We start from the raw sequence: 22,754 nt of genomic DNA, 5'->3' as shown, positions 1-22,754 counted from the left end.
GCCGTTTACGGCGCCGCCGGCGCCCACTCGACGACGCCGTTTAACGACGCCAGATTTGTGCGGAATCAGGGAGCCGGCAACACCCAGTGAGAGAATGCCGCTCTCTCGATAAGCGAGCGCGCCTTCGCCGATCGCTGCTACGATTTCGGTGGGCATGGTTATCTCGTCCAGGGCCGCGTCCATCCGTACAGGCTGGACGTTTGCCAACGGGCTATAGGCCCACCCGGAGCGCCAGCCCCATCAAGTCAAAATCCCGCAAAGGTCGCGCGTTTGCTGGGTAAAGGCATCGCCGATGAGGATGGCTTCGTGAGGCAGCGAAGCGCGAGCCAGCCGCTCGACATATCTCGCTTATTAGTATATGCGTCGCGCATATACTGCAACGCCTGCCCGAAGCACGTAGACGACGTTCGTGACGTTCCCACGGGACCACTGTTGAGGAATTTTAGATGAGCATTTTCGACCGTTATGAATTTCTTGTCCCCGAGCACGGTCGGAGGGATCTTGGCCTGCTTAGATGGGCTCTCGTGATCGTATTTCTGTGGTTCGGCGCGATGAAGTTCACAGCGTACGAGGCCTATGGTATCGCCCCGTTTATCGAACACAGCCCGATCATGAATTGGCTCGGCATGTTCGGGACGCAGGGGCAAAGCTATTTCATCGGCGTTATCGAGTTATCGACCGGTCTCGTTCTGATCCTTGGTGCATTTCGTCCACTCTTCTCTGCGCTAGGCGCACTAATGTCAGCAGCGACCTATCTGATCACGCTGACCTTTTTCATCACCACTCCAGGTGTCGCGGAGCAGACTGCCGGCGGCTTTCCTGCGATTTCGGCTGCACCAGGGCAGTTTCTACTGAAGGACGCAGTTCTGCTAGCGGCGTCCCTCGTGCTGCTGCGTGCTTCGGTCCGCCACAGAGGGGCGCTTGTGCTCTCGTGACTGTGGTCCTCTCGTGACGGCGGGCGTGCAAATCCTGCAGAACCTCCGCGGGGCATGGATGCTCCGTCGCGATATCGAGCCCGGAGGCGCTCAGCTGCATGGCGACGCGGTCTTCGCCCGTTTCGCCGCAATCCCCGACGTCGTGGAGCACGGACTGTTCCTCAATGGGATTGATACAATCGTGATCGCGCGCGGTGACACGATGGAAGTGCGACGCCGGGGGCAAGCTAGGTCTCGCTGATCTGCACCTGCGCGGCCTGGATGACAGCGCTGACGCGGAGTGATTCTCGGGCGCGACCTACGGCGATTCCGAGCGAAAAGGCTTGCCCTATAGCCGCCAGGTATCAACGGTTCCGCGGCCTTAACGAGCCGGACCCGTTTTTTTCGGCGCGCTCGATCAGTCGAAATCCTCCGAAACCCTTCTAAAACAGGACATTTTCCACAAGCCGCGCGGAGGAAGAGGACCACGGTATGGCTTGCTGTCTATGCTCCGCGCACATATAGATGTGGCAATGGATGGACCTCGAGATCGAAACATTTTCGGGGCGTTCGCACTCATGATCAGCGACGACATCGTTCGCGCTAGTTCATCGCGGGCGCCGGAAGCTGGACCCGCCGCCTCAGCGCTGGCGTTGCTCGCGCACAAGCCCGGGCTCTCGATCCGTATGCTTGCGATCGGGGTGGGCCTTTCACATGCTGGAACTGTTCGCCTGGTGGATAGATTGGTAAGCGAGGGATTGATCGAGCGTAGGGAGCATTCGACAGACGGGCGCGCGCGATCCCTCTATCTTACTCCAACTGGCAAGGTCGCGAGCGACGAGGTCCTGGCCTCGCGCGATCAAGTGATTGCCGAAGGGCTATCGATCCTTAATCCAGACGAACTGAAAACCTTATCGGACATCGCTGAACGCGTTCTCCGAAATCGCTTGGAAAACCTCGAGCAGTCATACCGCATCTGCCGCTTGTGCTGCTACGAGGGCTGCACGAACTGCCCCGTCGATGCCGAATTGCATGAGCGAGGTGTGGACCGCGAGAAGAACGACGACGCGTAGGAGACTCGCAATTGCGGCAGCTCAACGCTGCTCAGATGGCGGGGCTTCATAATGTCAGCGAGCCTACCATCAGCCGCATTCTTTTGGCTACGCGTCAAGCCGGCCGATCGGGCATGGCGGTCTCATTCTAATATGTCGGTGATCGCCCCACTTTTAGCCGCTCAATTGATCGGAACGCGGTTTCGGAAGCGGCCGTTCAAACCACTCGCTGCATTCCCATTTCTCTATGTCCGATAGGTAGTTTCGGGGAAAAGCAGTCGGGAACAGGTTTCGGGAACGCATGCTCCGGCAGGAGCGCAGCGCGCGTCCCAAACGCGTTTTCCCGGTAGAGCTTCCCAATCGGCAAAGTGCGGGCCACCTCAGACTGCGAACGCGAAAAACCGCCTGGCTGGTCACTCAAGGCAGGGTAACGACGATTTTCGCTGCGGATACACCCGCCTTCAGGGCTTCCAAGGCAGCCTGGAGCATTTCAAGGCCCTGGCCCACGATCTTCGCCGGAGGGGCGGGGACGAACGTGCGCGCCGCGAGAGCCTGCGGCAGGAATTCGCGGTAGATCATTGGACCAACCTCGTCATCCTTGAGGCTCGTCCCGGAGATGTGCGTCGCCTCGACTCCAAATGAACGCTCGTCGGGCGGGGCCAGCGTCGCTGCCACCCGGCGCGAGCCCTCGCATCTCGCAACTACGGCAAAACAGTCTTTCATGTGACCGGTCGCGTGAAGCGTTCCAGCGAGACTGCGCCCGCGCATTGCCTCAATCACGTCTTCCACGATGGCTGGACTCGAGTGGTCAAGAACCTCGCTTGCACCCAGCTCCTTCAACAGGCCGACGTTGCGCGCCGAAGCGGTGGCGACGCACCTGTAGCCCGACGCCACCGCGAGCTGGATGGCGTTGCAGCCAACGCTCGACGATCCACCCCAGACCAGAACGACCTCTGGACGCGCGGTCGGCGAGTGTAACGGTGGCGCGAGAGCCAACTGTGTCCGTCCGTAGAGCCCGCTTGCGGCGGTGCCAAGGCCAAGCGGGAGGACTGCCGCATCAGCGAAGGCAATGTTGTTGGGGATCGGCGCCGCCATGTGGTCCAGCACGATCGTGTGGTGCTGGAACGCACCCTGCGCAGGTTGATTTACGGTTGTCCCGACCGCCTGTCCGATGACTCGATCGCCGACCTTGAACCGCTCGACCGCGCCACCGACCGCCGCGACCTCACCGGAGACGTCGCTGCCGAGAATCGCGGGATAGTCGAGCCATGGCAAAAGCGCGACGTCCTGCAGAATCCAGTCGAGTGGGTTGATCGCGATGGCCGCGTTGCGGATCAATATCTCGTTCGCCGCCAGATGCGGCAGAGCGGTGACACCGATCCTCAGTGGCTGCCCCGGCGCTTTCTGCCAGGCGGCCTGATTAGTCACGGTTTCGGTCATCATCAACTCTTTCTGTCAAGTATTACAGCTGGGCGTTCGTCTGAGCGGTCCAACCGCCAGGTCGGGCGCACGAAGTGGCAGCTATAGCCCCCAGGATAGCGCACCAGGTATTCTTGGTGCTCTGGCTCCGCCTCCCAAAAGGGTTCTTCTGGGTTGATCTCCGACACGACCGGGCCTGGCCAGCTTCCTGATGCCTCGATTTCCGCGATGGTTGTGAGGGCGACTTCCTTCTGCACTTCGGTGGTGTAGAAAATCGCCGATCGATAGCTCGGACCGACATCGCTGCCTTGTTGCTCGTAGGTCGTGGGGTCATGTATCTGGAAGAAGAGTTCCAAGAGCGAGCGATAGGCGAGAACGGAAGGGTCGAAGGTCACTTCCACTGCTTCCGCATGGCCGTAATGTCTCGCGTAGGTCGGATCAGGCATTTCTCCGCCTGTGTAACCGACACGCGTCGAAATGACTCCCCTGGCTCGGCGCAGCAAATCCTCCATGCCCCAGAAGCAGCCGCCTGCGAGAATTGCTCGCTCTGTCGCGGCCGCCCTATTGCCGGTAGGCGATTGGCTCACAGTCCGTTCGCCCTCCTCCGTGTGCGCCACGGTCAAGCCAGCCTCGCGGGATCCGCAGCCTGACTGGCGCTCAAGAGCTCGGTCTGCACGTCCGAACCCCGGATGAGACTCAGATCGACGGGACACCGATCAGCGATCGCGAGGATCCGAGCGCGCTGATCATCACTCAGCGGCCCATCGAGGACAATGGTGCGGGTGAACCGGTCGGGTGGCATCATGTCCGGCACCTTCTCGTGCTGCACGGTCGTGCTCGCCCGTTCGAGCGGAAAGCCCTTGCGGTTCGCATAGAGACGCATCGTCATCACCGTGCAGGCTGCGAGGCCGGCAGATACGAGTTCGTAGGGAGATAGTCCGGTCCCGAGGCCACCGACCGATGCTGGCTCGTCGGCGAACAGAGTGTGCTCGCCGCTGCGGACCTTGAGCTGGAACGTCCCTGCAAGAGTTTCGGTGGAGACGACGCCCTCCGCAACCTCGACCTGCGGAAGATCCGCGCTGAGTGGTGGGAGAAAGCGGCTCGCCCAAACCGCCACCATGGCCGCGGCGTAGTTCGCGTCCGCGACGTCGGTGAGAAGGTGATCCGCGTTGTCGAGCGAGATGAAGCTTTTAGGGTGCCTGGACGCGACGAAGATGCGCGACGCGTGGTCGATGCCGACCACCTGATCCAGCGGAGAGTGCATGACCAGCACCGGCCGTCGCAGGGAGGCAATGGCCTTCTCGACGTCGATCCCCTCAACCGCCTCAAGGAACCCTCGGCGAATGAGGAAGGGCCTACCGGCAATCTCCACCGAGGCCTCGCCCTCGCTCGCGATGGTGTCCAGATCATTCGGTCCGAAGAGGCGCAAGATATGCTGAAGGTCGGCCGGCGCACCAATCGTCGCTACCGCCGCAATATCAGGCATGTCGGCGGCGGCTACGATCGCAGCGGTGCCACCCAGGCTGTGCCCGACGAGGAGGGACGGTGACATGCCCGCCGCCGCCATCGCATTTGCGGCGGCCCGAAGGTCCTCGACGTCCGACGCGAAGTTCACAGGTTCTCCCGTCCCACCGCCGATCCCGGTCCCGGCGAAATCGAACCTCAAGACCCCGATGCCCGCACGCGACAGCGCGCGCGAGATGTGAACAGCGGCGCGACTGTCTTTCCCGCACGTGAAGCAGTGGGCGAAGATCGCCCAGCCCCGCGGCGTCCCTTCCGGCGGTTCGAGGTGCCCGGACAGCGGAGAGCCAGCCCCACTGACAAACGTAAATGATCTTCCTGCCATGTCCATCAAACCTCCAGCACGCGGCTTGGCGGTTGCGCTCTCAGAACCTTCGACGGAGCTGAGCGGAGCGCACCGCCAACCGGTAATCGTCATCTCAGGCTATCATTTATATGTCTGGCGCATATAGACAAGCCCCTATACCATGATTATATGCGCCAAGCATACTTCTGCGACCTGCTTTCCAAAGGCGGTCTCACGGAAGAGGTATCAGTCAGGCGCGTGGGCCAAAGGACTATGGAACTCAATCAAGTCAGCTATTTCATCAACTTGGCCGAGACGCTGAATTTCACAGCGGCCGCTCGCTTGAGCGGTGTGTCACAGCCAAGTCTGACCCGCGCGATCCGCCGCTTGGAAGATGAGCTTGGCGGGCCGCTGATCTATCGCGACGGGAAGAACAGCCGCCTGACTGGCCTTGGCCATGACGTCGAGGCAGAATTCCGGCGCATGGTGGTCGCGATGAAGAGCGTTCGCAATCACTCGGAGCACTGGGCGATGGGGGGGCACCGCGTGCTGGATGTCGCCGTCGCGCCCACCGTCGGACCAAAGGAATTTACGGCATTCTTCGAGAGCGCATTGGCGGAGATGCCATCCATCGAAATCAAGCTGCACTCGCTCCAGTCGAACGAGGACACATCGGAGGTGCTTTCAGGAAAATACCACGCGTGCATCATGCCGCGTGAAACAAGACCGGAACGCAAGCTGGATGTGCATCCTCTATTTCGGGAGCGCTTCGTGCTCGGCTGTTCTGCAAACCATCCCTTGGCTGCCAACGAGATCGTGCGCGGCGAAGACCTGCTCGAGTTTCCTTTCGTCGATCGCCTGAAATGCGAGTTTCGCGATCGGATCCTCGATCACTTCGCGCGACGGGACTTGCTCATGCGACCTCGCTTTCGATAAGATCGCGAGGACTGGGTGCAACGGGTCGTCGCTGACGGCCACGCCATATGCATTCTTCCGGAACGATCGCCGACCGTGCAAGGCCTCGTCACTCGGCCGATCGACGGATTTGTCTTGGAGCGCGAAGTCGTGATCGCGACAGTATCCGGCTCCACGGCAACGGTCGAGATACGGAACATCGCGCAGCTGGCAGCCCGGTATGAGTGGAACTGAATCACGACGTGAAGAGCTTCGGCGCTATGGAAACTATACGCGCAGCGTATTGGATAAATCTGGGGCGCACTGCGATAGTCGGCGCAATGACTGCAAAGATAAATGACAGTGTGTCGAGCTCTCTAGATTAATTATTGGAGACTATCATGAAGTTTGAGAAGTCACAGGCAGCAGTTGACCGCCTGACCCCCGAGCAACGCCGGATTACCCAGGATTCGGGGACCGAAAGGCCCTTCACGGGTGAGCACAACGACAACAAGGAGCCTGGCATCTACGTCGACATAGTGTCGGGAGAGCCGCTGTTCGCTTCAACGGACAAGTTCGATTCGGGTACTGGCTGGCCCAGCTTCACCAAGCCGATCGTTCCGGCAAACGTGAACGAGGTGCGGGACAGTGCACACGGCATGGTCCGGACGGAGGTCAGGTCGGTACACGCCGACAGCCATCTGGGCCACGTTTTCCCGGACGGTCCTTCCGACCGCGGCGGTCTGCGCTACTGCATCAACTCTGCGTCCCTTCGCTTCATCCCGCGCGACGAGATGGAGTCCGAGGGATACGGTGAATATCTCGATCAAGTAGAGGAGGCTTAACATGCATCAGCGCGCTGTTCTCGCAGGAGGATGTTTCTGGGGCATGCAGGATCTGATCCGCAAGCGGCCCGGCATCATCTCGACCCGTGTGGGTTACACGGGCGGCGATATTCCGAACGCCACGTATCGTAATCACGGCACGCATGCCGAGGGGATCGAGATTGTCTTCGACCCGACAGTGACGAGCTACCGGCACATCCTGGAATTCTTCTTCCAGATCCACGATCCGACGACGCTGAACCGCCAGGGCAATGATCGTGGGCTCTCCTACCGGTCGGGCATCTATTATGTCGACGAGGAGCAGAAGCGCGTCGCCGAGGATACGATCGCCGATGTGGATGCCTCGGGGCTGTGGGATGGCAAAGTGGTGACCGAGGTCCAGCCGGTCGGCGAGTTCTGGGAGGCCGAGCCCGATCACCAGGATTATCTGGAGAAGCGGCCGGGCGGCTACACCTGCCACTTCGTCCGTCCCGACTGGGTTCTTCCAAAGCGGCATGAGGCCGGCGATGTGAGCCCTGCGGCCGGGGCTGCAGCGGAATAGGCTTCGCTGCCGTTAGTGCCGCGCCGATCCGGTTCGCAACCTCCGACGACCGCGTCAATCGACGCGGTCGTCGAACCCGGCCTTGAAGCAGATCATTCCATTCAGCCGCCGTCGCAGTGCCAGGATCCAGATATGACAGACCTCTCCTCCTTTCCCATCACGCAGCGCTGGCCAGCATCTTATCCGGATCGCTTGCAACTATACGCGGCCCCCACGCCCAACGGCGTCAAGGTCTCGATGATGCTGGAGGAGACTGGCCTGCCGTATGAGCCCCACTTCGTCGACATCTCGAACAACGAGTCGAAGGATCCAGCGTTCGTGTCGTTGAATCCCAACGGCCGCATACCCGCGATCATCGATCCGGCTGGCCCTGACGGCCAGCCCATTGGCATATGGGAAACCGGTGCGATCCTCATCTATCTGGCCGACAAGACGGGGCAGCTCATCTCAACAACACCCGCCCAGCGGTACGAGACTCTGGCCTGGGTGTTCTTTCAGGTGTCGGGCGTTGGGCCGACCTTCGGACAGCTAGGCTTTTTCCTGCGATTTGCCGGCAAGGACTATGAGGACAAGCGACCTCGGCAGCGCTTTGTTGATGAATCCAGGCGTCTTCTCGGGGTCCTGGATCACCGGCTGGAGGGCCGCGAATGGATTGTCGATGATTACTCGATCGCGGACATTGCGACGTTTGGCTGGGTGAATGCGCTGGTCGAATTCTACGCAGCGGGCGACATCCTCGGCCTAAGCAGCTATTCGAACGTGCAGGCATGGCTCGAACGCGGGCTGGCGCGACCGGCTGTACAGCGTGGCCTGCGAATTCCTGCGAGGCCTGCATGACCATTATCGCCGCATATTATTACAACGAAGGTAAGCGAGTCCGTGAAATCAGGCTCGATGAGCACGTCGAACTAAACGAGAATCGCTCGGGCTTCTGCTGGATCGCGCTTAGCGAGCCCACCGCAGACGAACTCAGCGCGATCCAGACGACGTATAACCTCCATCCTTTGGCGATCGACAACGCCATGCACCCGCTGTGCCCGCCCAAGCTCGAGGTCTACAACGATGAGTTGTACGTCGTCGCCCAGACCGCCGAGCTGGTCGGCGACCGGATCAGCTACGGCAAGATGGCGATCTTCACCGGTCACAATCACCTTATCACCGTGCGGCACGGCAATGCCGGAGCGCTGGGCAAACTTCGGGAGCAACTCGAGGCATCGCCGACGCAGTTCGGCAAGGGTGTCGACTATGTGCTGCACGCGATCTTGCACCGAGTGGTCGACCAGTATCTGCCCATCTTCGAAATGATCGAGGACGACGTCCTGGCGATGGAGCGACGGTCGCTGCACGATTTCCTCGGGCCAGAAGAGGTGGCGCGAATCTTCGAACTAAGGTCCGAACTCACGCGGTTCCAGCGCACGCTCGGGGCTATGGCCGAGCTGGTGCGAAAGCTCGTTCGCGGCCACTTTCCCTGCATCAGCGCCGAAATGACACCATATTTCCACGACGTCGCGGACCATGTCCACCGCGTGCAGTCCATGGTCGACGGCCTCCTGCTTGTCCTGTCCACGGTCTTCGAGGCCAGCAGCCTTCTGGAAGCGCAAAGGATCGGTGTGGTCACTCGCCAGCTCGCGGCCTGGGCGGCGCTCTTGGCGGTCCCGACGGCGATCGCCGGAATATATGGCATGAACTTCAAGCACATGCCGGAACTGGACACGCCATATGGCTACTTCGTCGTGCTCGGAGTGATAGCGGTGTTCTGCCTTCTCCTATTCATGCGCTTCAAGAAGGCCAAGTGGCTATGAGTAACGCACTTCGCGAGCTTCTCCGTCCGCCGAGTCACAGCGCGCTTTGTGCGCGAGCGTGTCCAATCCAGTTCAAGATGAAGGTGCTTCCATGACCTCCCAGGTGACCGACGTTCTAGAAGCAGTCCAGTCATTCATCGCCAAAGGCTATGACCGCGAATACCGCGTCAAGGACGGCAATCTCGTCGATCTCGAACTAGGGTCAACCCTCGATGCATGCAGCATTCGCGTCGATGCGGCGTTGCGCCTCGAGAGCGGGGACGACGGCGAAGATGCCTCCAACATCTACGCGATCACCGATCCGGCGACAGAGCATAAAGGCCTGTTGATCGACGCCTTCGACGTGTTCCACGAAATCTGCCCCCGCGACTTGTCCGAGCGCCTTGTGGCGCATCGGGAAACAGCACCGGCAGGTGACCAGGACGCGCCGAGCAAGCACGGACTACGGAAAGTCTACAAGAGCGAGTTTCACAGCGATCCCGAGCGTTACGTTCTGCGCGAGGGCTTTCCAGACTTCCCGCCATGCCCTTTCGGCCAATCCTTCAGCATCCTCGGCTTCGATACCGCCGAGCAGGAATATGTCTGGCTCGTCACGAGCATCATTCGAGATCCTCGGCTGATCAGGGTTCCATACCAGGGCGAAGACGTCATCAGCGACGAATAGCGGTGTCGCTTAGCCGGAAAGGCTGGCCTTCCTGGCCCACACATCTGCAGGCTGAACTTTAAGAACATCGAAAATTAGGAGGTGATTATGGACTGGAACAAGGACCACATACGAGAAACTATGCTCTTGCTGGAGACAGCAGCGTTGCACAGCGCTCGCGAAAACTACCTGGACTATGTCTCTACCGCTCGGCTCGATCGGAGCGAACCGATCGAAAACGACGAACTAGCTCAGGCCGAGGTCGCGAGCGACTTCGCTGAAGCGCTCGATGACACGCTCCATGACTACGCCAATAAACTCGAAAAGCTCAGGACGATCGATTTCGGCCCCAAGTTGGCCGTCAACGAAGGCGCTGTCGTCAAGCTGTCCGGCCGCCACTTTGTGATCGCGGTGTCAACGAGCAAGTTTACCTGTCAGGGGCGTGAGCTCATGGGCATTTCCACGATGGCGCCGATCTTCGAAGCGATCGAGGGTGCCCGAGCCGGGGAGACCGTGCAGTTCAACGGCCGGGACCTCACCGTAGAAGACGTGGAATAAAGCCCTCCACCGCAGCCGGCGCGCTAGTGCCGAACGCCCTGCATCTCTTTCTGCATGCATACGGTCACTTGCAGCCGCGTTGACCTGGCTCATCAAAGGCAAACTCATGACAACACCTTCATTCTTCATCACCCCCGGATACGGGACGCGCCTGCATGACGCGCTTCATTATTCTCAGGCAATGCGCATTGGTGACCGCGTGGAGATCTCCGGACAGGGCGGATGGAACGACGATCTCGTCATTCCGGAGTCGATTGAGGAAGAGATCGAGCAGGCGTTCAAGAACGTGGAACGGACGCTCGCGACCGCCGGAGCACGCTGGCCGCATGTGGTCCACGTCAATTCCTATCACGTCGGTGGATTCCCTCCCGTGATCAACGAAACAATGGCCAAGCTGTATCGCCACTACATGCCCGACCGCGCTCCAATCTGGACGCAGTTGGGAATCGAAGCGCTGGGGCTTCCAACCATGCGTATCGAAATTCGCGTAACAGCTATCATCGCCTGACCCCGCGGTTCGTGCAGGCGCCGTGCCGCGCTAATCCCGCACGCCCTGCGCCCGCTTCTCCATGCATATCATCGTATCGAGAGATCCGGTTATCATCGGCGTGCTCGGAGAACGGGGGGCCGCCTTGGCCTGGTTGGCGCGCCTCGGCTGCCTGCGGGCGATGGCCAGCACTGCCAGGAGCGTGAGCAACGCCGCCGCATAAAGGAACAGGCCGCCAGGGCCGACGATATTCATTGCAGCTGCTCCTATTAGGGGGCCAGCGGCTGTCCCGATCCCGTTGAGCAACAGAAGCCCGCGCGCGGTGCCGAGTAGCCGACCGGCCGGAAGATCGTCGTTTGCGACGGCGAGACACAACGAATAAATCGGGATGCCAAAGCCGCCGAACAGCGCACCTGCCGCAAGGAGCAGCGGCAGAGGCGCTTCCACCGCCAACGCTACGCCGATGGCAGACGCTGCGGACGCCAGCGCCGCACCGGCGATGACAAGATTCCGGGGCACTCGATCCGAAAGCCAACCGAGTGGCCAATGGAAGGCGAGCGTTCCACCAAGAACCGCAGCCATGAAGGCGGAGATACCGCCCACATCGAGGCCGATGCTCTGGGCGAAGTTCGCGCCCATGCCCCAGAAACCACCGATAGCCAGGCCGGCCAGGAAAGCGCCAGCCGCAGCGAGAGGTGATACGAGGACGAGGTCCCTGAACGCGACCCATTCCTGTTCCACCTGGGCCGGCGGATGACTGGGCAGCAAGGTGATCGGAACCACCGCCGCTGATATCAGCAGCGACACGATGAGGAACAATGTCACGTCGGCGGGCGGTGCGATGTTGAGTAACGCCTGCCCGATTGCCCATGAGCCCATAGAGACAACTCCGAATATCGACAGGAGCTGCCCGCGTGTGGATGGCAATGCGTGGGCGTTGAGCCAACTCTCCGTTGCGAGGATCATGCCCGCGTAGGCGAAGCCGGTAATCAGGCGAAGCGGCATCCAGGCGATCGGCTCCACGAACGCCACATGGAGAAGGGCGGTCATCGAGGCAATGGCCGCGAAGCCGGCGAAGGTTCTGACATGTCCCACGGAGACGATGATCGGTGGCAACACGAGCGCGCCGATCGTGAAACCCGCGAAATAGAAGGACATCATCGCGCTGATCGCGCCGGTCGAGAACCCCTTATGGCCGGCTCTCACGATCAGGAGCGTGCTCAGCAGGCCATTGCCCAGCAGCAGAGCGGCGACGCTCAGCAGCAGCGCCGCCACCGGCGCGAGAACGAGGCCGCGCTTGCCCGCCGACCTCATGGTATCCATCGCCGGGCTCGTTCTCGGGCCTGACTTGAGGGTTGATACTCTGCCGCACTGATGAACTGGTCGAATGCTTCGCACCAGATGACGACCGTGTTGTAGTCACGGACATCGATGCCGGCAGGCACCTCGACGATGAAGCCGTTGAACGTCTTCACATCGCCCACGCGGACTGATCTGTCCTTGATTAGGAGAAAGGCCTCCTTCGTGTCGACGAAACGTGGTGCGAGGTAGAGCTTGTAGTCGGGACCAGGGGCGAGGCGCCCGATATGGGCGATACGGTCGCGCGAGACCCGGATCTCGCCTTCCCCCCAGTGAAGCAGGTCGCTGCCTTTGAGATCGCGGGCCAGACGCCCTGCGTAGAGCGTCTCGGCTGAGATGGTCCGCAAGGCCGCCGCGTCCGGGGCCTGGGGGGCGGTCAGGATCGGCAGCGTGTAGACACCGCCCGCGAAGCCCATGGCGAGCATCGCGAGATGGGTGGCAATCAGGATGACCCAGCGCCGCATCGGTTACACCAGCTCCAGTCCCTTCACGAGCTGATCGGCGTCGAGATGGAAGTCCGAGAATACGATGCGGCCGCCAGCGTCCATCACGGAGAACCAGGGCGTTCCCCGCGTGCGGTAGTCCTCCATGAAGGTGGGAAGCGTCGCGCCGGCAGGTGGCTCGTCCTGACCGAACGCGACAGGAAGCGCATACTTGAGCTGGTTCACGCGCAGCTTCTCGAAGGTGTTCTCATCCGCTCCTTCGAAGACGGTCTGGATCACCGCGAAGCCCACGCCCTTGGCGCTCAATGCACCATGCAACCTTTGTAGCGTCGGAAATCCATGCAAATGGCAGCCACGGCACCAGTGCTGGAAGGCGAAGAGGACTTTCGGGCCGGTGCCGAGATCCGACAGCTTGAGCGGCGCGATGCTTTCTCCATCCGCGCCAATCCATCTCTGCACCCGCAGCTCGGGGGCTTGTCGTTCGTCGACGCTCATCTGATCCTCCAATTCCGATGCAGAAGTCCGATGAGTGGTCGCGTGTGGCGATGGCACGCGAACCTCACCGCCTTGATCCCCTACAGGTTGTAGGATGCGAGTTCGCCGACCGATACCTCGTGGCCAGCCCCGCCGTTCTTCCGTCGGTGTGTCACCGCCGCCCCTCAATGACAAAGGCGCGATAGCGGGAACCGGCAAAACGGTGCGCAGCGATGGTTTGGTAGGCGGGGCTATGATACCAATCACGGGCGGCCTGCATCGTCGGGAACCGCAAAATTACGGCCCCTTCGACGGGCGGCCCCTCCAAATGCTCCATCGCGCCATAAGCGGCGAGAAAGGTTACGTCGTGGCCATCGAACGATGGGCCGACGCCTGCAGAATAGGTTGCGAGTTCTTCCGGATCGGTGGTTTCTTCGCGGGTGAAGACGACGAACGCTTCCATCTTAAAGTCTTTCATAAGGTCGCATCTGCAGGCCACCGCCGCTGGCGATGGCCTTAAAGTCGTCAGGCTGGCAGCTCGAACCCGATTTTCGTGAGTGCCTCGACGCACGCATCCTGATCCTGCTGATAGTTGCCTCCGGAGATGCCGATCCCGCCGATCAACTTCCCGTCTTCCAGGATCGGATAGCCTCCGCCGACAGCGACCATCCGGGGGCGATAGGCCAGCGGCGCCACTTTTGGATCGTTCGAAACATAGTCGTTCCAGACATGGGTGGGGTACCCAAACGAGGCGGAACTCCAAGCCTTGTCGATGGCAACATCGACGGTGAGAAACGGCGCGTCATCAGTGCGCTCGAACGCGCGCAGGTTACCGGTGGCGTCGACGACGGCGACCGCAGCCGGGATGCCGATTGTACGTGCCGCGGCGATCGCCGCGTCGATGAGGGCGACGGCGGTTTCGCGGTTGATCGAGGCGGTGGCAATGGATTTCGTCATGAAATTTCCTTCGCCGTGGCGTAATCCGTCCGGCGTTCTTGAGGTTAGAAAAGACGTTCGGCGGTGGCAGTCATCAGAAGCCTTCGAGGACAATCTTGCCTCTTGCCGCGCCACTTTCGATCAGTGCGTGCACCGTCTTCAGATTGGCGGCATTAATTGGCGACAATTTTTCGGTTAGCGTCGTGCGAATTTTGCCGTCGTCCACCAGCACCGCCAGCGAATTGAGGATCTTGCCCTGCTCATCCATGTCGGGCGTGCCGTAGAGCGACCGTGTGAACATCAGCTCGTGGTGGATCGACACTGCCTTGCGCTTGAACAGCATGACGTCGAGCGCCTTGGGATCGTCGATGAATCCGAACCGTCCTTGCGGGGCGATCAGTTCGGCGATGTCGGATGCATGCTGCTCGGTATGCGTGGTCGAGAACACGAAAGCGGGAGCGCCGATGTTGAGCTCGGCAATCTGTGGCGCGAGCGGCCGAGAGTGGTCGATGACATGATGAGCCCCAAGCCCTTTAACCCACTCCTGGGTTTCCGGCCGAGAGGCGGTGGAGATGACGATGAGATCCGTGCGCTGTCGAGCGATCTGGATGGCGATCGACCCGACCCCACCCGCACCACCGATGATGAGGATCGCCGCCGCCCCGGGAACGGGCTTCGTCACGTCCAGGCGATCGAACATGGCTTCCCAGGCCGTCAACGTCGTGAGTGGCAGCGCCGCCGCTTCCGCCCAGTCGAGCGACGCGGGTTTACGACCGACGATCCGGGCGTCGACGAGATGGAACTCCGCATTGGTGCCAGGCCTTATGAGCGATCCGGCATAATAGACCTCGTCGCCTACCGCGAACTGCGTCACGTCGGGGCCGACCTCTTGCACGATCCCGGCCGCATCCCATCCCAGCACTTTCCAATCGCCATCAGCGGGCGGCGTGCTGCTGCGGATTTTGTAGTCGACCGGGTTGACCGAGACAGCCTTCACCTCAACCAGGATATCGCCTCCTTCAGCGACAGGCCGAGGCAGATCAATGTCGACCAGAGAGGCGTCCTCGGCGATGGGTCCCGGAACCTTGTAGGCGTATGACCGGGATAAGGGGAAAAACTGTACATATCACCTGTAACCGGTTGATCTACAACTAATCCTGATGACGTGCCAACCGCTGCAATTCTCCGTTACCCTTGCATGCTGGCACGGATACCGGAGGATCAGGATGGCGTCACTGGAGCGCACTGCATACCCGCAGTTTCTGAGCTACTACTCACCGAGTGACCTGCGACAGTTCTTTACTCTGCAGGATGAAGAAATCAACTGGCTGAAGTCGGCCGGCCGTTCTGCCGGGACCCGACTCGGACTGGCCGTCCTGCTCAAAGTTTTCCAGCACTTGCGCTACTTTCCTAGCCTCGACAAGATACCTTCCGAGGTGATCACCCACGTCCGGAATGGCCTCGGTTTCGGTGACGCGATACGGATCGAATACCCCGTCGAACGCACCCTCTTTCGGCACAAAGCCATGGTGCTGGGCTTGCTTAACGTCAAACCCTTCCATGGGCACGATGCGATGCGCCAAGCAGAACGCTTTGCCTGCGATGCGGCTGAGCTCATGGATCAGCGTGCCGACATCATCAATGGGATAATCGAGGGGGTGCTCCAGGCGCGCTACGAACTCCCCGCCTTCTCGACGCTCGACGATTTGGCAGAGAAGGCCCACGCTGCCGTGCAGAACCGGGTGTTCGGTAAGGTATTTCACCGTATCACCCCCCAACAACTCGAAGCCCTACAGGCGCTGCTGGTCACGGACAAACTGGAACGCCGCCAAAGCGAATACAACGAGCTCAAGAAATCCGCGAAACGCCCGACCCGCAAGCATCTCGATATGCTGGTGGAGCATCTGGAATGGCTGGATTCGATCACGGCGGGGGATGACGTCCTTGCAGGCCTTCCCGACACCAAGATTCGCCACTTCGCCGCCCAGGCCATGGCCTATGACGTGTCCGAGTTGCGCGAATGCGCCGAGACCAAGCGTTACACCCTGCTGGTGGCCCTGATCCGGCGCATGCAGGTGCGCGCGCGGGATCAGTTGGCCGAGATGTTCCTGCGCCGCGTGGCCACGATTCACAAACGCGCCAAGGAAGAGCTCGACCAGATCCAGTTCGGGCAGCGCGGCCAGATCGAGCGCCTGATCGGCACGCTGGATGGCGTGCTCGCCATCCTCGACGGCGAACCGGACAATGCGGCGGCCGGCGCTCAGATACGCGAATACCTTGCACCCGCAGGTGGAGTCCACGGGGTCCGCGAGACCTGTGCCCAGGTGCAGGCGACCAGCGGCAACAACTACCTGCCGCTCGTGTGGAAACACTTCAAGAGCCATCGCTCCATCCTGTTCCGGCTCGTGCATTTGCTCGACATCCGCGCCACCACCCAGGATCGGACGCTGATCGACGCTTTGAACCTCATCAAGACCTACCAGGACAAGCATCGCATCGAGTGGATTACGGAGAGCATTGACCTTTCCTTCGCCTCGGACCGCTGGCGCAAGCTCCTGCGCGAGGGCGACAGCGGCGATGGTTTCGGTCTGGGCTTAAGCCGGCGCAACCTCGAAATCTGTGTCTTCTCCTACCTCGCCGAGGAGTTGCGCTCTGGCGATCTCAGTATCGTCGGCTCGGAGGAGTTCGCCGATTACCGCGATCAGTTGCTTTCGTGGGAGGAATGCCAGGAGTTGTTACCCGCCTACTGCGACAAGATTGGCCTGCCGCAGGACGCAACGACCTTTGCCAGCAGTTTGCGCGACTGGCTCACCGACACCGCGCAGCACCTGGATGACACGTTTCCTGAATGCCGCGGCGATGTGGCCCTGACTGCCAGCGGAGAACCCGTGTTGCGCAAGCCGATTGCGCGCGAAATCCCGCCTTCGGTTATGTCGCTGCAGAACGCGCTGACCCAGCGCATGCCGGCGCGGCACATTCTGGACGTGCTCGCCAACATCGAACACTGGATGGGCTTCACGCGGCACTTCGGGCCACTATCGGGCAACATGGCCAAGCTCAAGCAGCCGGCCGAGCGCTACCTGCTGACGATCTTCGCCATGGGCTGCAACCTCGGGCCCACACAGGCGGCGCGCCATCTGGGCAACAGCGGCGTCACGCCGCACATGCTGTCCTTCGTCAATCGGCGCCACCTCTCACTGGAGAGCCTGGAAGCGGCCCAACGCGAGCTCAACGAGGTATATCTGCGCCTGGATCTCCCCAAGATATGGGGTGATGGCAAGACGGTCGCCGCCGACGGTACGCAGTACGATTTCTACGACGAAAACCTGCTCGCGGGTTACCACTTCCGTTACCGCAAGATGGGCGCCGTCGCCTACCGGCACGTGGCCAACAATTACATCGCGGTGTTCCGCCACTTCATTCCGCCCGGTGTGTGGGAAGCGATCTACGTGATCGAGGGACTGCTCAAGGCCGGCCTGTCGGTCGAAGCGGATACCGTGCATGCCGACACCCAGGGCCAGTCGGCCACAGTGTTTGCCTTCACCCATCTGCTGGGCATCAAGCTGATGCCGCGCATCCGGAACTGGAAAAATCTGACGCTGTTCCGGCCGGACAAGGCGGTGAAGTACAAGTACATCAACCGCCTGTTCGGCGACAGCGTGGACTGGAACCTCATCGAGCGGCACTGGCAGGATCTGATGCAGGTGGCCTTGTCGATCTACGCCGGCAAGATTTCTTCGGCCACCCTGCTGCGCAAGCTGGGCAGCTACAGCCGCAAGAACCGTCTGTATTTCGCGGCGCAGGAACTGGGCAACGTGATCCGCACGGGCTTCCTGCTGGAGTGGATCGGCAGTCGTGAGCTGCGCCAGGAGATCACCGCCAACACCAACAAGATCGAGTCCTACAACGGCTTTGCCAAATGGCTGTCCTTCGGTGGCGACGTGATCGCGGTGAACGAGCCGGACGAACAGCAGAAGCGCCTGCGCTACAACGATCTGGTGGCCTCCGCCCTGATCCTGCAGAACACCGTCGACATGATGCGCACGTTGGGCGACCTCCGGCATGAAGGCTGGCAGATCACGGAAAACGATGTCAGCTTTCTGAGTCCCTACCAGGTCGCGCACGTCAAGCGCTTCGGCGAGTACAGCCTGAAACTCAAGCGCAAACCCGAAGCCTGGATCGCGGACGACACCTTTCAACAAGCGGCCGCGTCGGTGCAGGACATGCGGCGCGCGACGCGCAGAGCCTGAGCATGGACATCCCTGAACCCCGTTTCGCGGTTACCCCCTACGGCGATGTTGACTCCGCAGCACTGGACAACCTGCGGCAAAGCTTTGATACCACAGCGCTACTCGAACTGGTCGACGGGCTGGCTCCGATGGCGCAGCGTTTCGACAGAACAGGGGGTGTGCGGGATGAACTGCTGCGTCTTCATCGCATGGCGCACACTGTCATCAATGGCGCGAATCCGAGCGAATCGAGCGCCGATGACCTGTGGGAAGTTGCCGCCGCCCTCATCGACGAGTTCCGGCAGATGTCCGATCACTGTCTCGAGATCGCCGCAGCTCTGCAGCCGTTGGCCGACCTGCAGCCGGATCACGACGTCTGAGCGTCGTCCGACAAGGCGCGTTCGATGCGCTGCTGACCGAAGGCATCGGCCCCGTCGATATAGCGCAGGGCAGACTTCACATCACGCCAGCCGACGTATTCCATCAGGCTCTTGACATCCCAGCCGTTGTCGTTGGCCCAGTTGGCGAAACCACGACGCAAGGAATGGCTGCTGAAGCTGTCGGCCGACAGGAGTCCCGCGCGCTCGAAAATGCTGCGCAGCAGCGGCGTGACGCTGTTGACGTGCAGGCCGTGGACACGGATTCGTCCCCATTGATCGATCCCGCGGAAGACCGGCCCTTCCTCAATCCCCGACAGATCCTTCCAGGCCGTATAGGCCGCCACGGGGCACAGACGCGACAAGGCCGGCACCTTGAAGCACCGTCCGGCCGCCTGCCGGTCGCCCTTGGTTCGAGGCAGGAAGCAGGTCATGCCTTGGGCGGGCACGAGTTCGACATCTTGCGTTTCCAGGCGGATCAACTCGTCACTTCGGAATCCGCGCCAGAAACCCAGGAGGAGTAGCGCCTTGTCACGGGTGTGGCGCAGTCGCGCGACCGCGCCCTGGGTCCCGATCGCGTGGTCCAGCCATGTCACGGCGTGGGACAGTTGGCCAATCTGTAGCGGCACCGCCTGACGGGTTTGCGGCGGATGCACGGTTTGAATGCCCTTCATGGTCTGTCGTACCAGAGGGGCCTTGGTAGGATCGGCAAAGCCGTGATCCTGGTGCCAGCGCGACAAGGCTGCGAGGCGCTGTCGCAGGGTAGCGATGGACAGCAGTTCGGCATGCCGCGCCAGATAGCGCGCGATGCTGTCCGCGCTCGCCGGCAGGAAGCCACCCCATTCCACCTCGAAGTGGCGCACGGCGGAGGTGTAGCTGCGACGCGTATTGGCGCGTGTTGCCGCGTGTACGTAGACATCGACCTCATTCATGGGAGCGTCCTGATGACCGACTCAAGCATAGCGTGCGGCGCGGGGCTGAATGTCGTTCATTTTCGGACGCCGCCGTGCGCGCCATGCACGTGCCCGCCACTGATAGGTGCTCCCGGACACGCGGGCTGTGACAACTCGTGCAGGATGCCACAGTGGGCAGCATCCCGTGCCTGGGGACATTGTTCGCGCAGGCTCTTGAGTTGCCGCTCCAGCACACGCAGTTCGCGGATACGTGCCGCGACGTGAACGATGTGCGCATCGAGCAACGTGTTCACATCGCCGCAGTTCGCGCCCGGCGCATCCTTGAAGCGCAGCAGGATGCGAATCTCGTCCAACGACATGTCCAGCGATCGGCAATGGCGGATGAACGACAAACGCTCGGCGTGGGTGTCCTCGTAGATGCGGAAATTGCCGTCCGTACGTGCCGGGGCGGCCAGCAACCCTTCGCGCTCGTAGTAGCGGATGGTCTCTACCGGGGTGCCGGTCACTCTGGCCAGCTCACCGATTTTCATCGTGCTTGTCCTCCAGGCGGGAAGGAAGATCCTACCGGCATTCTAGGTCCTTGACTCTGTAGTGACTACGGATTGTTAAATGACTGCAAGTCCAGACAGGGGAACCAAGCATGAGCAAATGCAGTGTTGGTAGTTGCGGATGTTCCATCGTGTCGCAGTCGCCGGGTGATTCGTCCCCCGACGGCCCCAACGGGAAGCTATACGGCGTCGACAGCACGGACTGCCCCACCGATGCGGCGCTGGTCCGCAACAATCTTGAACCCCTCGACGGCGTGACGGGACTCGACCTCACCGTGACCCGGCAAAGGTCGGACGTGAGCGATCGCCCCGACCCGCCGGTCGCGGCCGACGCCGCCGTGCCAGCCATCGGTGCGCCGGCACAGCGCATCGATAAGACCACTGCTGCCGTGCGCACGACGCTCGCGATCGCCGGGATGGACTGTCCGACCGAGGAGGCGTTGATCCGGAGCAAGCTCGCTGGCATGGCTGGAGTGGCGGCGCTCGATTTCAACCTCGTCCAGCGTCGGCTGAGCGTGACGCATCGTCCGGGAGCATTGGAAGCGGTCCTCGGCGCCCTGAAAGCCATTGGTCTCGAAGCGAAGGTCGAATCGGCAGGCACGGAGAGCGCAGCGCCGCCGATCAAACCCGCGCCCAAGACCCACTGGTGGCCGATGGCGCTGGCCGGAGTCACCGCGACGTTGGCCGAGGGGGTGTATTGGCTCAACGGCGGTGACCACTGGACCGTCCTGGCTCTCGCGCTGGTGTCGATCCTCAGTGGCGGTCTGGCGACCTACAAGAAAGGCTGGATCGCGCTCAGGCATCGCAATCTCAACATCAACGCACTCATGTCGATTGCCGTGACCGGCGCGATGCTCATCGGACACTGGCCGGAAGCGGCCATGGTGATGTTCCTGTTCACGCTGGCCGAGGTGATCGAAGCGAAATCGCTCGATCGGGCGCGCAATGCGATTCGCGGCTTGCTGGAACTCGCGCCCGACACTGCGACCGTATGCCAGGGCGATGGAAGGTGGGTAACCATGCCGGCCAAGACGGTGCCGCTGGAGGCCGTGGTGCGCGTGCGCCCCGGTGAGCGGATTGCGCTCGACGGCGTGGTGATCAGCGGACGTTCGACGGTCAATCAGGCGCCCATCACCGGCGAGAGCCTGCCGGTCGATAAGGCCGAAGGCGACAACGTGTTCGCCGGAACGATCAATGAAGCGGGATCGCTGGAATATCGCGTGACAGCGGAGGCGAGCCATTCCACCCTGGCCCGCATCATCCACGCGGTCGAATCGGCCCAGGGCAGCCGCGCGCCCACCCAGCGCTTCGTCGACCGGTTCGCCCGGATCTACACGCCCGTCGTGTTCGCCGGCGCGCTGCTGGTGGCCATCGTGCCACCGCTAGCTTTCGACGGCGCGTGGATGGACTGGATCTACAAGGCGCTGGTGCTGCTGGTGATTGCCTGTCCGTGTGCCTTGGTGATCTCGACGCCGGTCACGATAGTCAGCGGTCTCGCCGCGGCCGCCCGCAAGGGCATTCTGGTGAAAGGTGGCGTCTATCTCGAAGAGGGGCGCAAGCTCGCCACGCTGGCGCTCGACAAGACCGGCACGATTACGCACGGCAGGCCCGCCCAGACGGACTTCATGGTGCTGAGCGGCGACGCGAACCAGGCGCATATCCTGGCAGGCAGTCTCGCGGCGCGCTCGGATCATCCGGTCTCGCTGGCGATCGCCCGTGCCGCGGTTGAAATGGGATGGGTGTTGCGCGAGGTCGCCGATTTCGCCGCCATTCCGGGCCGCGGCGTGCGTGGCGGCATTGATGGTCACGTCTATCAGCTCGGCAACCATCGACTGATCGAGGAAATCGGCCTGTGCTCACCCGACATCGAAAAAGCGCTCGACACGCTCGAGCGCCAAGGCAAGACGGCCGTACTCTTGGCGAACCATGCAGAGGTGCTGGCCATCTTCGCCGTCGCCGACACGCTGCGCGAGACGAGCCGTCAGGCGATTGCCGATCTGCATTCCCTGGGGGTGAAGACGCTGATGCTCACCGGCGATAACACTCACACGGCCGAAGCGATTGCCCGCGCGGTGGGTATCGACGAGGCAAGGGGCAATCTGCTGCCGGAAGACAAACTCAGCACCATCGAATCACTGCTGACGCACCGGAAGGGGGGCAAGGTCGGCATGGTGGGAGACGGCATCAACGACGCACCCTCGCTGGCCCGCGCGGACATCGGTTTCGCGATGGGGGCGGCGGGCACGGACACCGCGATCGAGACCGCGGACGTGGCGTTGATGGACGACGACCTGCGCAAGATCCCCGCCTTCGTGCGCCTGTCACAGGCCACATCCGACGTGCTGATCCAGAACATCGTAGTGGCGCTCGGCATCAAGGCGGGGTTTCTGCTGCTCACCGTGAGCGGGCAGGCCACGATGTGGATGGCGGTATTCGCGGACATGGGGGCGAGTTTGCTGGTCGTGGCAAATGGACTCCGCTTGTTGCGGAGATAACCGGCACACTTGGACGG

23 protein-coding genes and 1 pseudogene are annotated in these 22,754 nt (G+C 61.6%); 13 read left to right on the top strand and 11 right to left on the bottom strand.

Annotation, left to right across the window (positions count from 1 at the left end):
• Positions 1 to 446 precede the first annotated feature (446 nt).
• Complete coding sequence (locus C667_RS04480; protein WP_004099027.1) at positions 447 to 935, top strand: YkgB family protein; 489 nt, start codon at positions 447 to 449, stop codon at positions 933 to 935.
• Between the two features lie 557 nt (positions 936 to 1,492).
• Complete coding sequence (locus C667_RS24770; RefSeq protein ID WP_004099028.1) at positions 1,493 to 1,987, top strand: MarR family winged helix-turn-helix transcriptional regulator; 495 nt, start codon at positions 1,493 to 1,495, stop codon at positions 1,985 to 1,987.
• A gap of 396 nt (positions 1,988 to 2,383) precedes the next feature.
• Here C667_RS24770 and C667_RS04470 read toward each other — a convergent pair whose 3' ends face one another.
• The 3 genes from C667_RS04470 to C667_RS04460 are packed head-to-tail and all read right to left on the bottom strand — an operon-like array spanning position 2,384 to position 5,237.
• Entirely contained in the window at positions 2,384 to 3,409 is a 1,026-nt protein-coding gene (locus C667_RS04470) for a zinc-binding alcohol dehydrogenase family protein (RefSeq protein WP_004357654.1), read from the bottom strand.
• Positions 3,409 to 3,972, bottom strand: coding sequence for a peptide-methionine (S)-S-oxide reductase MsrA (gene msrA / locus C667_RS04465; RefSeq protein WP_011191350.1), 564 nt, complete (start codon positions 3,970 to 3,972; stop codon positions 3,409 to 3,411). The genes C667_RS04470 and msrA (C667_RS04465) overlap by 1 nt, the downstream gene beginning before the upstream one ends.
• Before the next feature lie 32 nt (positions 3,973 to 4,004).
• Positions 4,005 to 5,237 (bottom strand): bifunctional alpha/beta hydrolase/OsmC family protein, encoded by a 1,233-nt coding sequence (locus C667_RS04460; protein ID WP_004357650.1) that lies wholly within the window; start codon positions 5,235 to 5,237, stop codon positions 4,005 to 4,007.
• A gap of 228 nt (positions 5,238 to 5,465) precedes the next feature.
• Here C667_RS04460 and C667_RS04455 point away from each other — a divergent pair, with 228 nt between their 5' ends.
• The 8 genes from C667_RS04455 (at position 5,466) to C667_RS04420 (ending at position 10,983) form a co-directional block, all read left to right on the top strand.
• On the top strand, positions 5,466 to 6,128 hold the full coding sequence (locus C667_RS04455) for a LysR family transcriptional regulator (RefSeq protein ID WP_004357648.1): 663 nt from the start codon (positions 5,466 to 5,468) through the stop codon (positions 6,126 to 6,128).
• 359 nt (positions 6,129 to 6,487) lie between these two features.
• On the top strand, positions 6,488 to 6,931 hold the full coding sequence (gene msrB, locus C667_RS04450; protein WP_004099035.1) for a peptide-methionine (R)-S-oxide reductase MsrB: 444 nt from the start codon (positions 6,488 to 6,490) through the stop codon (positions 6,929 to 6,931).
• Between the two features lies 1 nt (position 6,932).
• On the top strand, positions 6,933 to 7,472 hold the full coding sequence (gene msrA / locus C667_RS04445) for a peptide-methionine (S)-S-oxide reductase MsrA (protein ID WP_004099036.1): 540 nt from the start codon (positions 6,933 to 6,935) through the stop codon (positions 7,470 to 7,472).
• Between the two features lie 132 nt (positions 7,473 to 7,604).
• On the top strand, positions 7,605 to 8,309 hold the full coding sequence (locus C667_RS04440) for a glutathione S-transferase N-terminal domain-containing protein (protein ID WP_004099038.1): 705 nt from the start codon (positions 7,605 to 7,607) through the stop codon (positions 8,307 to 8,309).
• The gene (locus tag C667_RS04435) at positions 8,306 to 9,274 is read left to right on the top strand and encodes a magnesium and cobalt transport protein CorA (RefSeq protein ID WP_004357645.1); all 969 of its coding nucleotides are present in this window, start codon (positions 8,306 to 8,308) and stop codon (positions 9,272 to 9,274) included. Before C667_RS04440 ends, C667_RS04435 begins: the two co-directional genes overlap by 4 nt.
• Positions 9,275 to 9,365: 91 nt before the next feature.
• Complete coding sequence (locus tag C667_RS04430) at positions 9,366 to 9,938, top strand: hypothetical protein (protein ID WP_004099040.1); 573 nt, start codon at positions 9,366 to 9,368, stop codon at positions 9,936 to 9,938.
• Between the two features lie 87 nt (positions 9,939 to 10,025).
• Complete coding sequence (locus C667_RS04425; protein ID WP_004099042.1) at positions 10,026 to 10,475, top strand: hypothetical protein; 450 nt, start codon at positions 10,026 to 10,028, stop codon at positions 10,473 to 10,475.
• A 79-nt stretch (positions 10,476 to 10,554) separates the two neighbouring features.
• Positions 10,555 to 10,983 (top strand): RidA family protein, encoded by a 429-nt coding sequence (locus C667_RS04420; protein WP_018429625.1) that lies wholly within the window; start codon positions 10,555 to 10,557, stop codon positions 10,981 to 10,983.
• A gap of 30 nt (positions 10,984 to 11,013) precedes the next feature.
• Here the strand turns inward: C667_RS04420 and C667_RS04415 are convergent, their stop codons facing one another.
• From C667_RS04415 to C667_RS04390, 6 genes and pseudogenes are all read right to left on the bottom strand, one after another.
• Positions 11,014 to 12,285, bottom strand: coding sequence for an MFS transporter (locus C667_RS04415; RefSeq protein ID WP_004357638.1), 1,272 nt, complete (start codon positions 12,283 to 12,285; stop codon positions 11,014 to 11,016).
• Complete coding sequence (locus C667_RS04410) at positions 12,273 to 12,785, bottom strand: DM13 domain-containing protein (protein WP_004357637.1); 513 nt, start codon at positions 12,783 to 12,785, stop codon at positions 12,273 to 12,275. The genes C667_RS04415 and C667_RS04410 overlap by 13 nt, the downstream gene beginning before the upstream one ends.
• Before the next feature lie 3 nt (positions 12,786 to 12,788).
• Positions 12,789 to 13,259, bottom strand: coding sequence for a TlpA family protein disulfide reductase (locus C667_RS04405; RefSeq protein WP_011191345.1), 471 nt, complete (start codon positions 13,257 to 13,259; stop codon positions 12,789 to 12,791).
• Between the two features lie 151 nt (positions 13,260 to 13,410).
• Positions 13,411 to 13,701, bottom strand: coding sequence for a DUF1330 domain-containing protein (locus C667_RS04400; protein WP_011191344.1), 291 nt, complete (start codon positions 13,699 to 13,701; stop codon positions 13,411 to 13,413).
• A gap of 62 nt (positions 13,702 to 13,763) precedes the next feature.
• Positions 13,764 to 14,195, bottom strand: coding sequence for a GlcG/HbpS family heme-binding protein (locus C667_RS04395; protein WP_004357630.1), 432 nt, complete (start codon positions 14,193 to 14,195; stop codon positions 13,764 to 13,766).
• Positions 14,196 to 14,268: 73 nt separating this feature from the next.
• Positions 14,269 to 15,261: pseudogene (locus C667_RS04390) on the bottom strand (zinc-binding alcohol dehydrogenase family protein); the annotation flags it as partial.
• A gap of 139 nt (positions 15,262 to 15,400) precedes the next feature.
• Here C667_RS04390 and C667_RS04385 point away from each other — a divergent pair.
• Together C667_RS04385 and tnpC are read left to right on the top strand one after the other, a co-directional pair.
• Entirely contained in the window at positions 15,401 to 18,424 is a 3,024-nt protein-coding gene (locus C667_RS04385) for a Tn3 family transposase (RefSeq protein ID WP_004355858.1), read from the top strand.
• Positions 18,425 to 18,426: 2 nt separating this feature from the next.
• Positions 18,427 to 18,783 carry a Tn3 family transposase post-transcriptional regulator TnpC gene (gene tnpC / locus C667_RS04380; protein WP_004355856.1) on the top strand — a complete coding sequence of 119 codons (357 nt, stop codon included), beginning with the start codon at positions 18,427 to 18,429 and terminating at the stop codon, positions 18,781 to 18,783.
• On the opposite strand, the gene C667_RS04375 is transcribed toward tnpC, so the two are convergent.
• Positions 18,771 to 19,712: a site-specific integrase gene (locus C667_RS04375; protein WP_004355854.1), complete on the bottom strand. Its 942-nt coding sequence runs from the start codon at positions 19,710 to 19,712 to the stop codon at positions 18,771 to 18,773. The two genes, tnpC and C667_RS04375, sit on opposite strands and share 13 nt — an antisense overlap.
• Positions 19,713 to 19,768: 56 nt before the next feature.
• Positions 19,769 to 20,224, bottom strand: coding sequence for a Cd(II)/Pb(II)-responsive transcriptional regulator (cadR, locus tag C667_RS04370; protein ID WP_004355852.1), 456 nt, complete (start codon positions 20,222 to 20,224; stop codon positions 19,769 to 19,771).
• 110 nt (positions 20,225 to 20,334) lie between these two features.
• Between cadR and C667_RS04365 the strand changes: the two genes are divergently transcribed.
• A complete protein-coding gene (locus C667_RS04365; RefSeq protein WP_039920561.1) occupies positions 20,335 to 22,737 on the top strand; it encodes a heavy metal translocating P-type ATPase in 2,403 nt (800 codons plus the stop codon).
• The last annotated feature ends 17 nt before the right edge of the window (positions 22,738 to 22,754 follow it).

This window comes from Thauera phenylacetica B4P, assembly GCF_000310225.1.
GTDB lineage: Bacteria > Pseudomonadota > Gammaproteobacteria > Burkholderiales > Rhodocyclaceae > Thauera > Thauera phenylacetica.
The sequence above is the reverse complement of the archived record's forward strand: the minus strand, read 5'-3'. Positions and strand labels throughout refer to the sequence as shown.

Bases quoted from the DNA above. Each gene is read 5' to 3' on its own strand.
- C667_RS04400 (WP_011191344.1), bottom strand. From the start codon at position 13,701: ATGGAAGCGTTCGTCGTCTTCACCCGCGAAGAAACCACCGATCCGGAA.
- C667_RS04435 (WP_004357645.1), top strand. From the start codon at position 8,306: ATGACCATTATCGCCGCATATTATTACAACGAAGGTAAGCGAGTCCGT.
- cadR (WP_004355852.1), bottom strand. From the start codon at position 20,224: ATGAAAATCGGTGAGCTGGCCAGAGTGACCGGCACCCCGGTAGAGACC.
- C667_RS04410 (WP_004357637.1), bottom strand. From the start codon at position 12,785: ATGCGGCGCTGGGTCATCCTGATTGCCACCCATCTCGCGATGCTCGCC.
- C667_RS04365 (WP_039920561.1), top strand. From the start codon at position 20,335: ATGAGCAAATGCAGTGTTGGTAGTTGCGGATGTTCCATCGTGTCGCAG.
- C667_RS04480 (WP_004099027.1), top strand. From the start codon at position 447: ATGAGCATTTTCGACCGTTATGAATTTCTTGTCCCCGAGCACGGTCGG.
- C667_RS04425 (WP_004099042.1), top strand. From the start codon at position 10,026: ATGGACTGGAACAAGGACCACATACGAGAAACTATGCTCTTGCTGGAG.
- C667_RS04455 (WP_004357648.1), top strand. From the start codon at position 5,466: ATGGAACTCAATCAAGTCAGCTATTTCATCAACTTGGCCGAGACGCTG.
- tnpC (WP_004355856.1), top strand. From the start codon at position 18,427: ATGGACATCCCTGAACCCCGTTTCGCGGTTACCCCCTACGGCGATGTT.
- C667_RS04395 (WP_004357630.1), bottom strand. From the start codon at position 14,195: ATGACGAAATCCATTGCCACCGCCTCGATCAACCGCGAAACCGCCGTC.
- C667_RS04460 (WP_004357650.1), bottom strand. From the start codon at position 5,237: ATGGACATGGCAGGAAGATCATTTACGTTTGTCAGTGGGGCTGGCTCT.
- msrB (WP_004099035.1), top strand. From the start codon at position 6,488: ATGAAGTTTGAGAAGTCACAGGCAGCAGTTGACCGCCTGACCCCCGAG.
- C667_RS04405 (WP_011191345.1), bottom strand. From the start codon at position 13,259: ATGAGCGTCGACGAACGACAAGCCCCCGAGCTGCGGGTGCAGAGATGG.
- C667_RS04470 (WP_004357654.1), bottom strand. From the start codon at position 3,409: ATGATGACCGAAACCGTGACTAATCAGGCCGCCTGGCAGAAAGCGCCG.
- C667_RS04385 (WP_004355858.1), top strand. From the start codon at position 15,401: ATGGCGTCACTGGAGCGCACTGCATACCCGCAGTTTCTGAGCTACTAC.
- C667_RS24770 (WP_004099028.1), top strand. From the start codon at position 1,493: ATGATCAGCGACGACATCGTTCGCGCTAGTTCATCGCGGGCGCCGGAA.
- C667_RS04430 (WP_004099040.1), top strand. From the start codon at position 9,366: ATGACCTCCCAGGTGACCGACGTTCTAGAAGCAGTCCAGTCATTCATC.
- C667_RS04375 (WP_004355854.1), bottom strand. From the start codon at position 19,712: ATGAATGAGGTCGATGTCTACGTACACGCGGCAACACGCGCCAATACG.
- msrA (WP_004099036.1), top strand. From the start codon at position 6,933: ATGCATCAGCGCGCTGTTCTCGCAGGAGGATGTTTCTGGGGCATGCAG.
- C667_RS04440 (WP_004099038.1), top strand. From the start codon at position 7,605: ATGACAGACCTCTCCTCCTTTCCCATCACGCAGCGCTGGCCAGCATCT.
- C667_RS04415 (WP_004357638.1), bottom strand. From the start codon at position 12,285: ATGGATACCATGAGGTCGGCGGGCAAGCGCGGCCTCGTTCTCGCGCCG.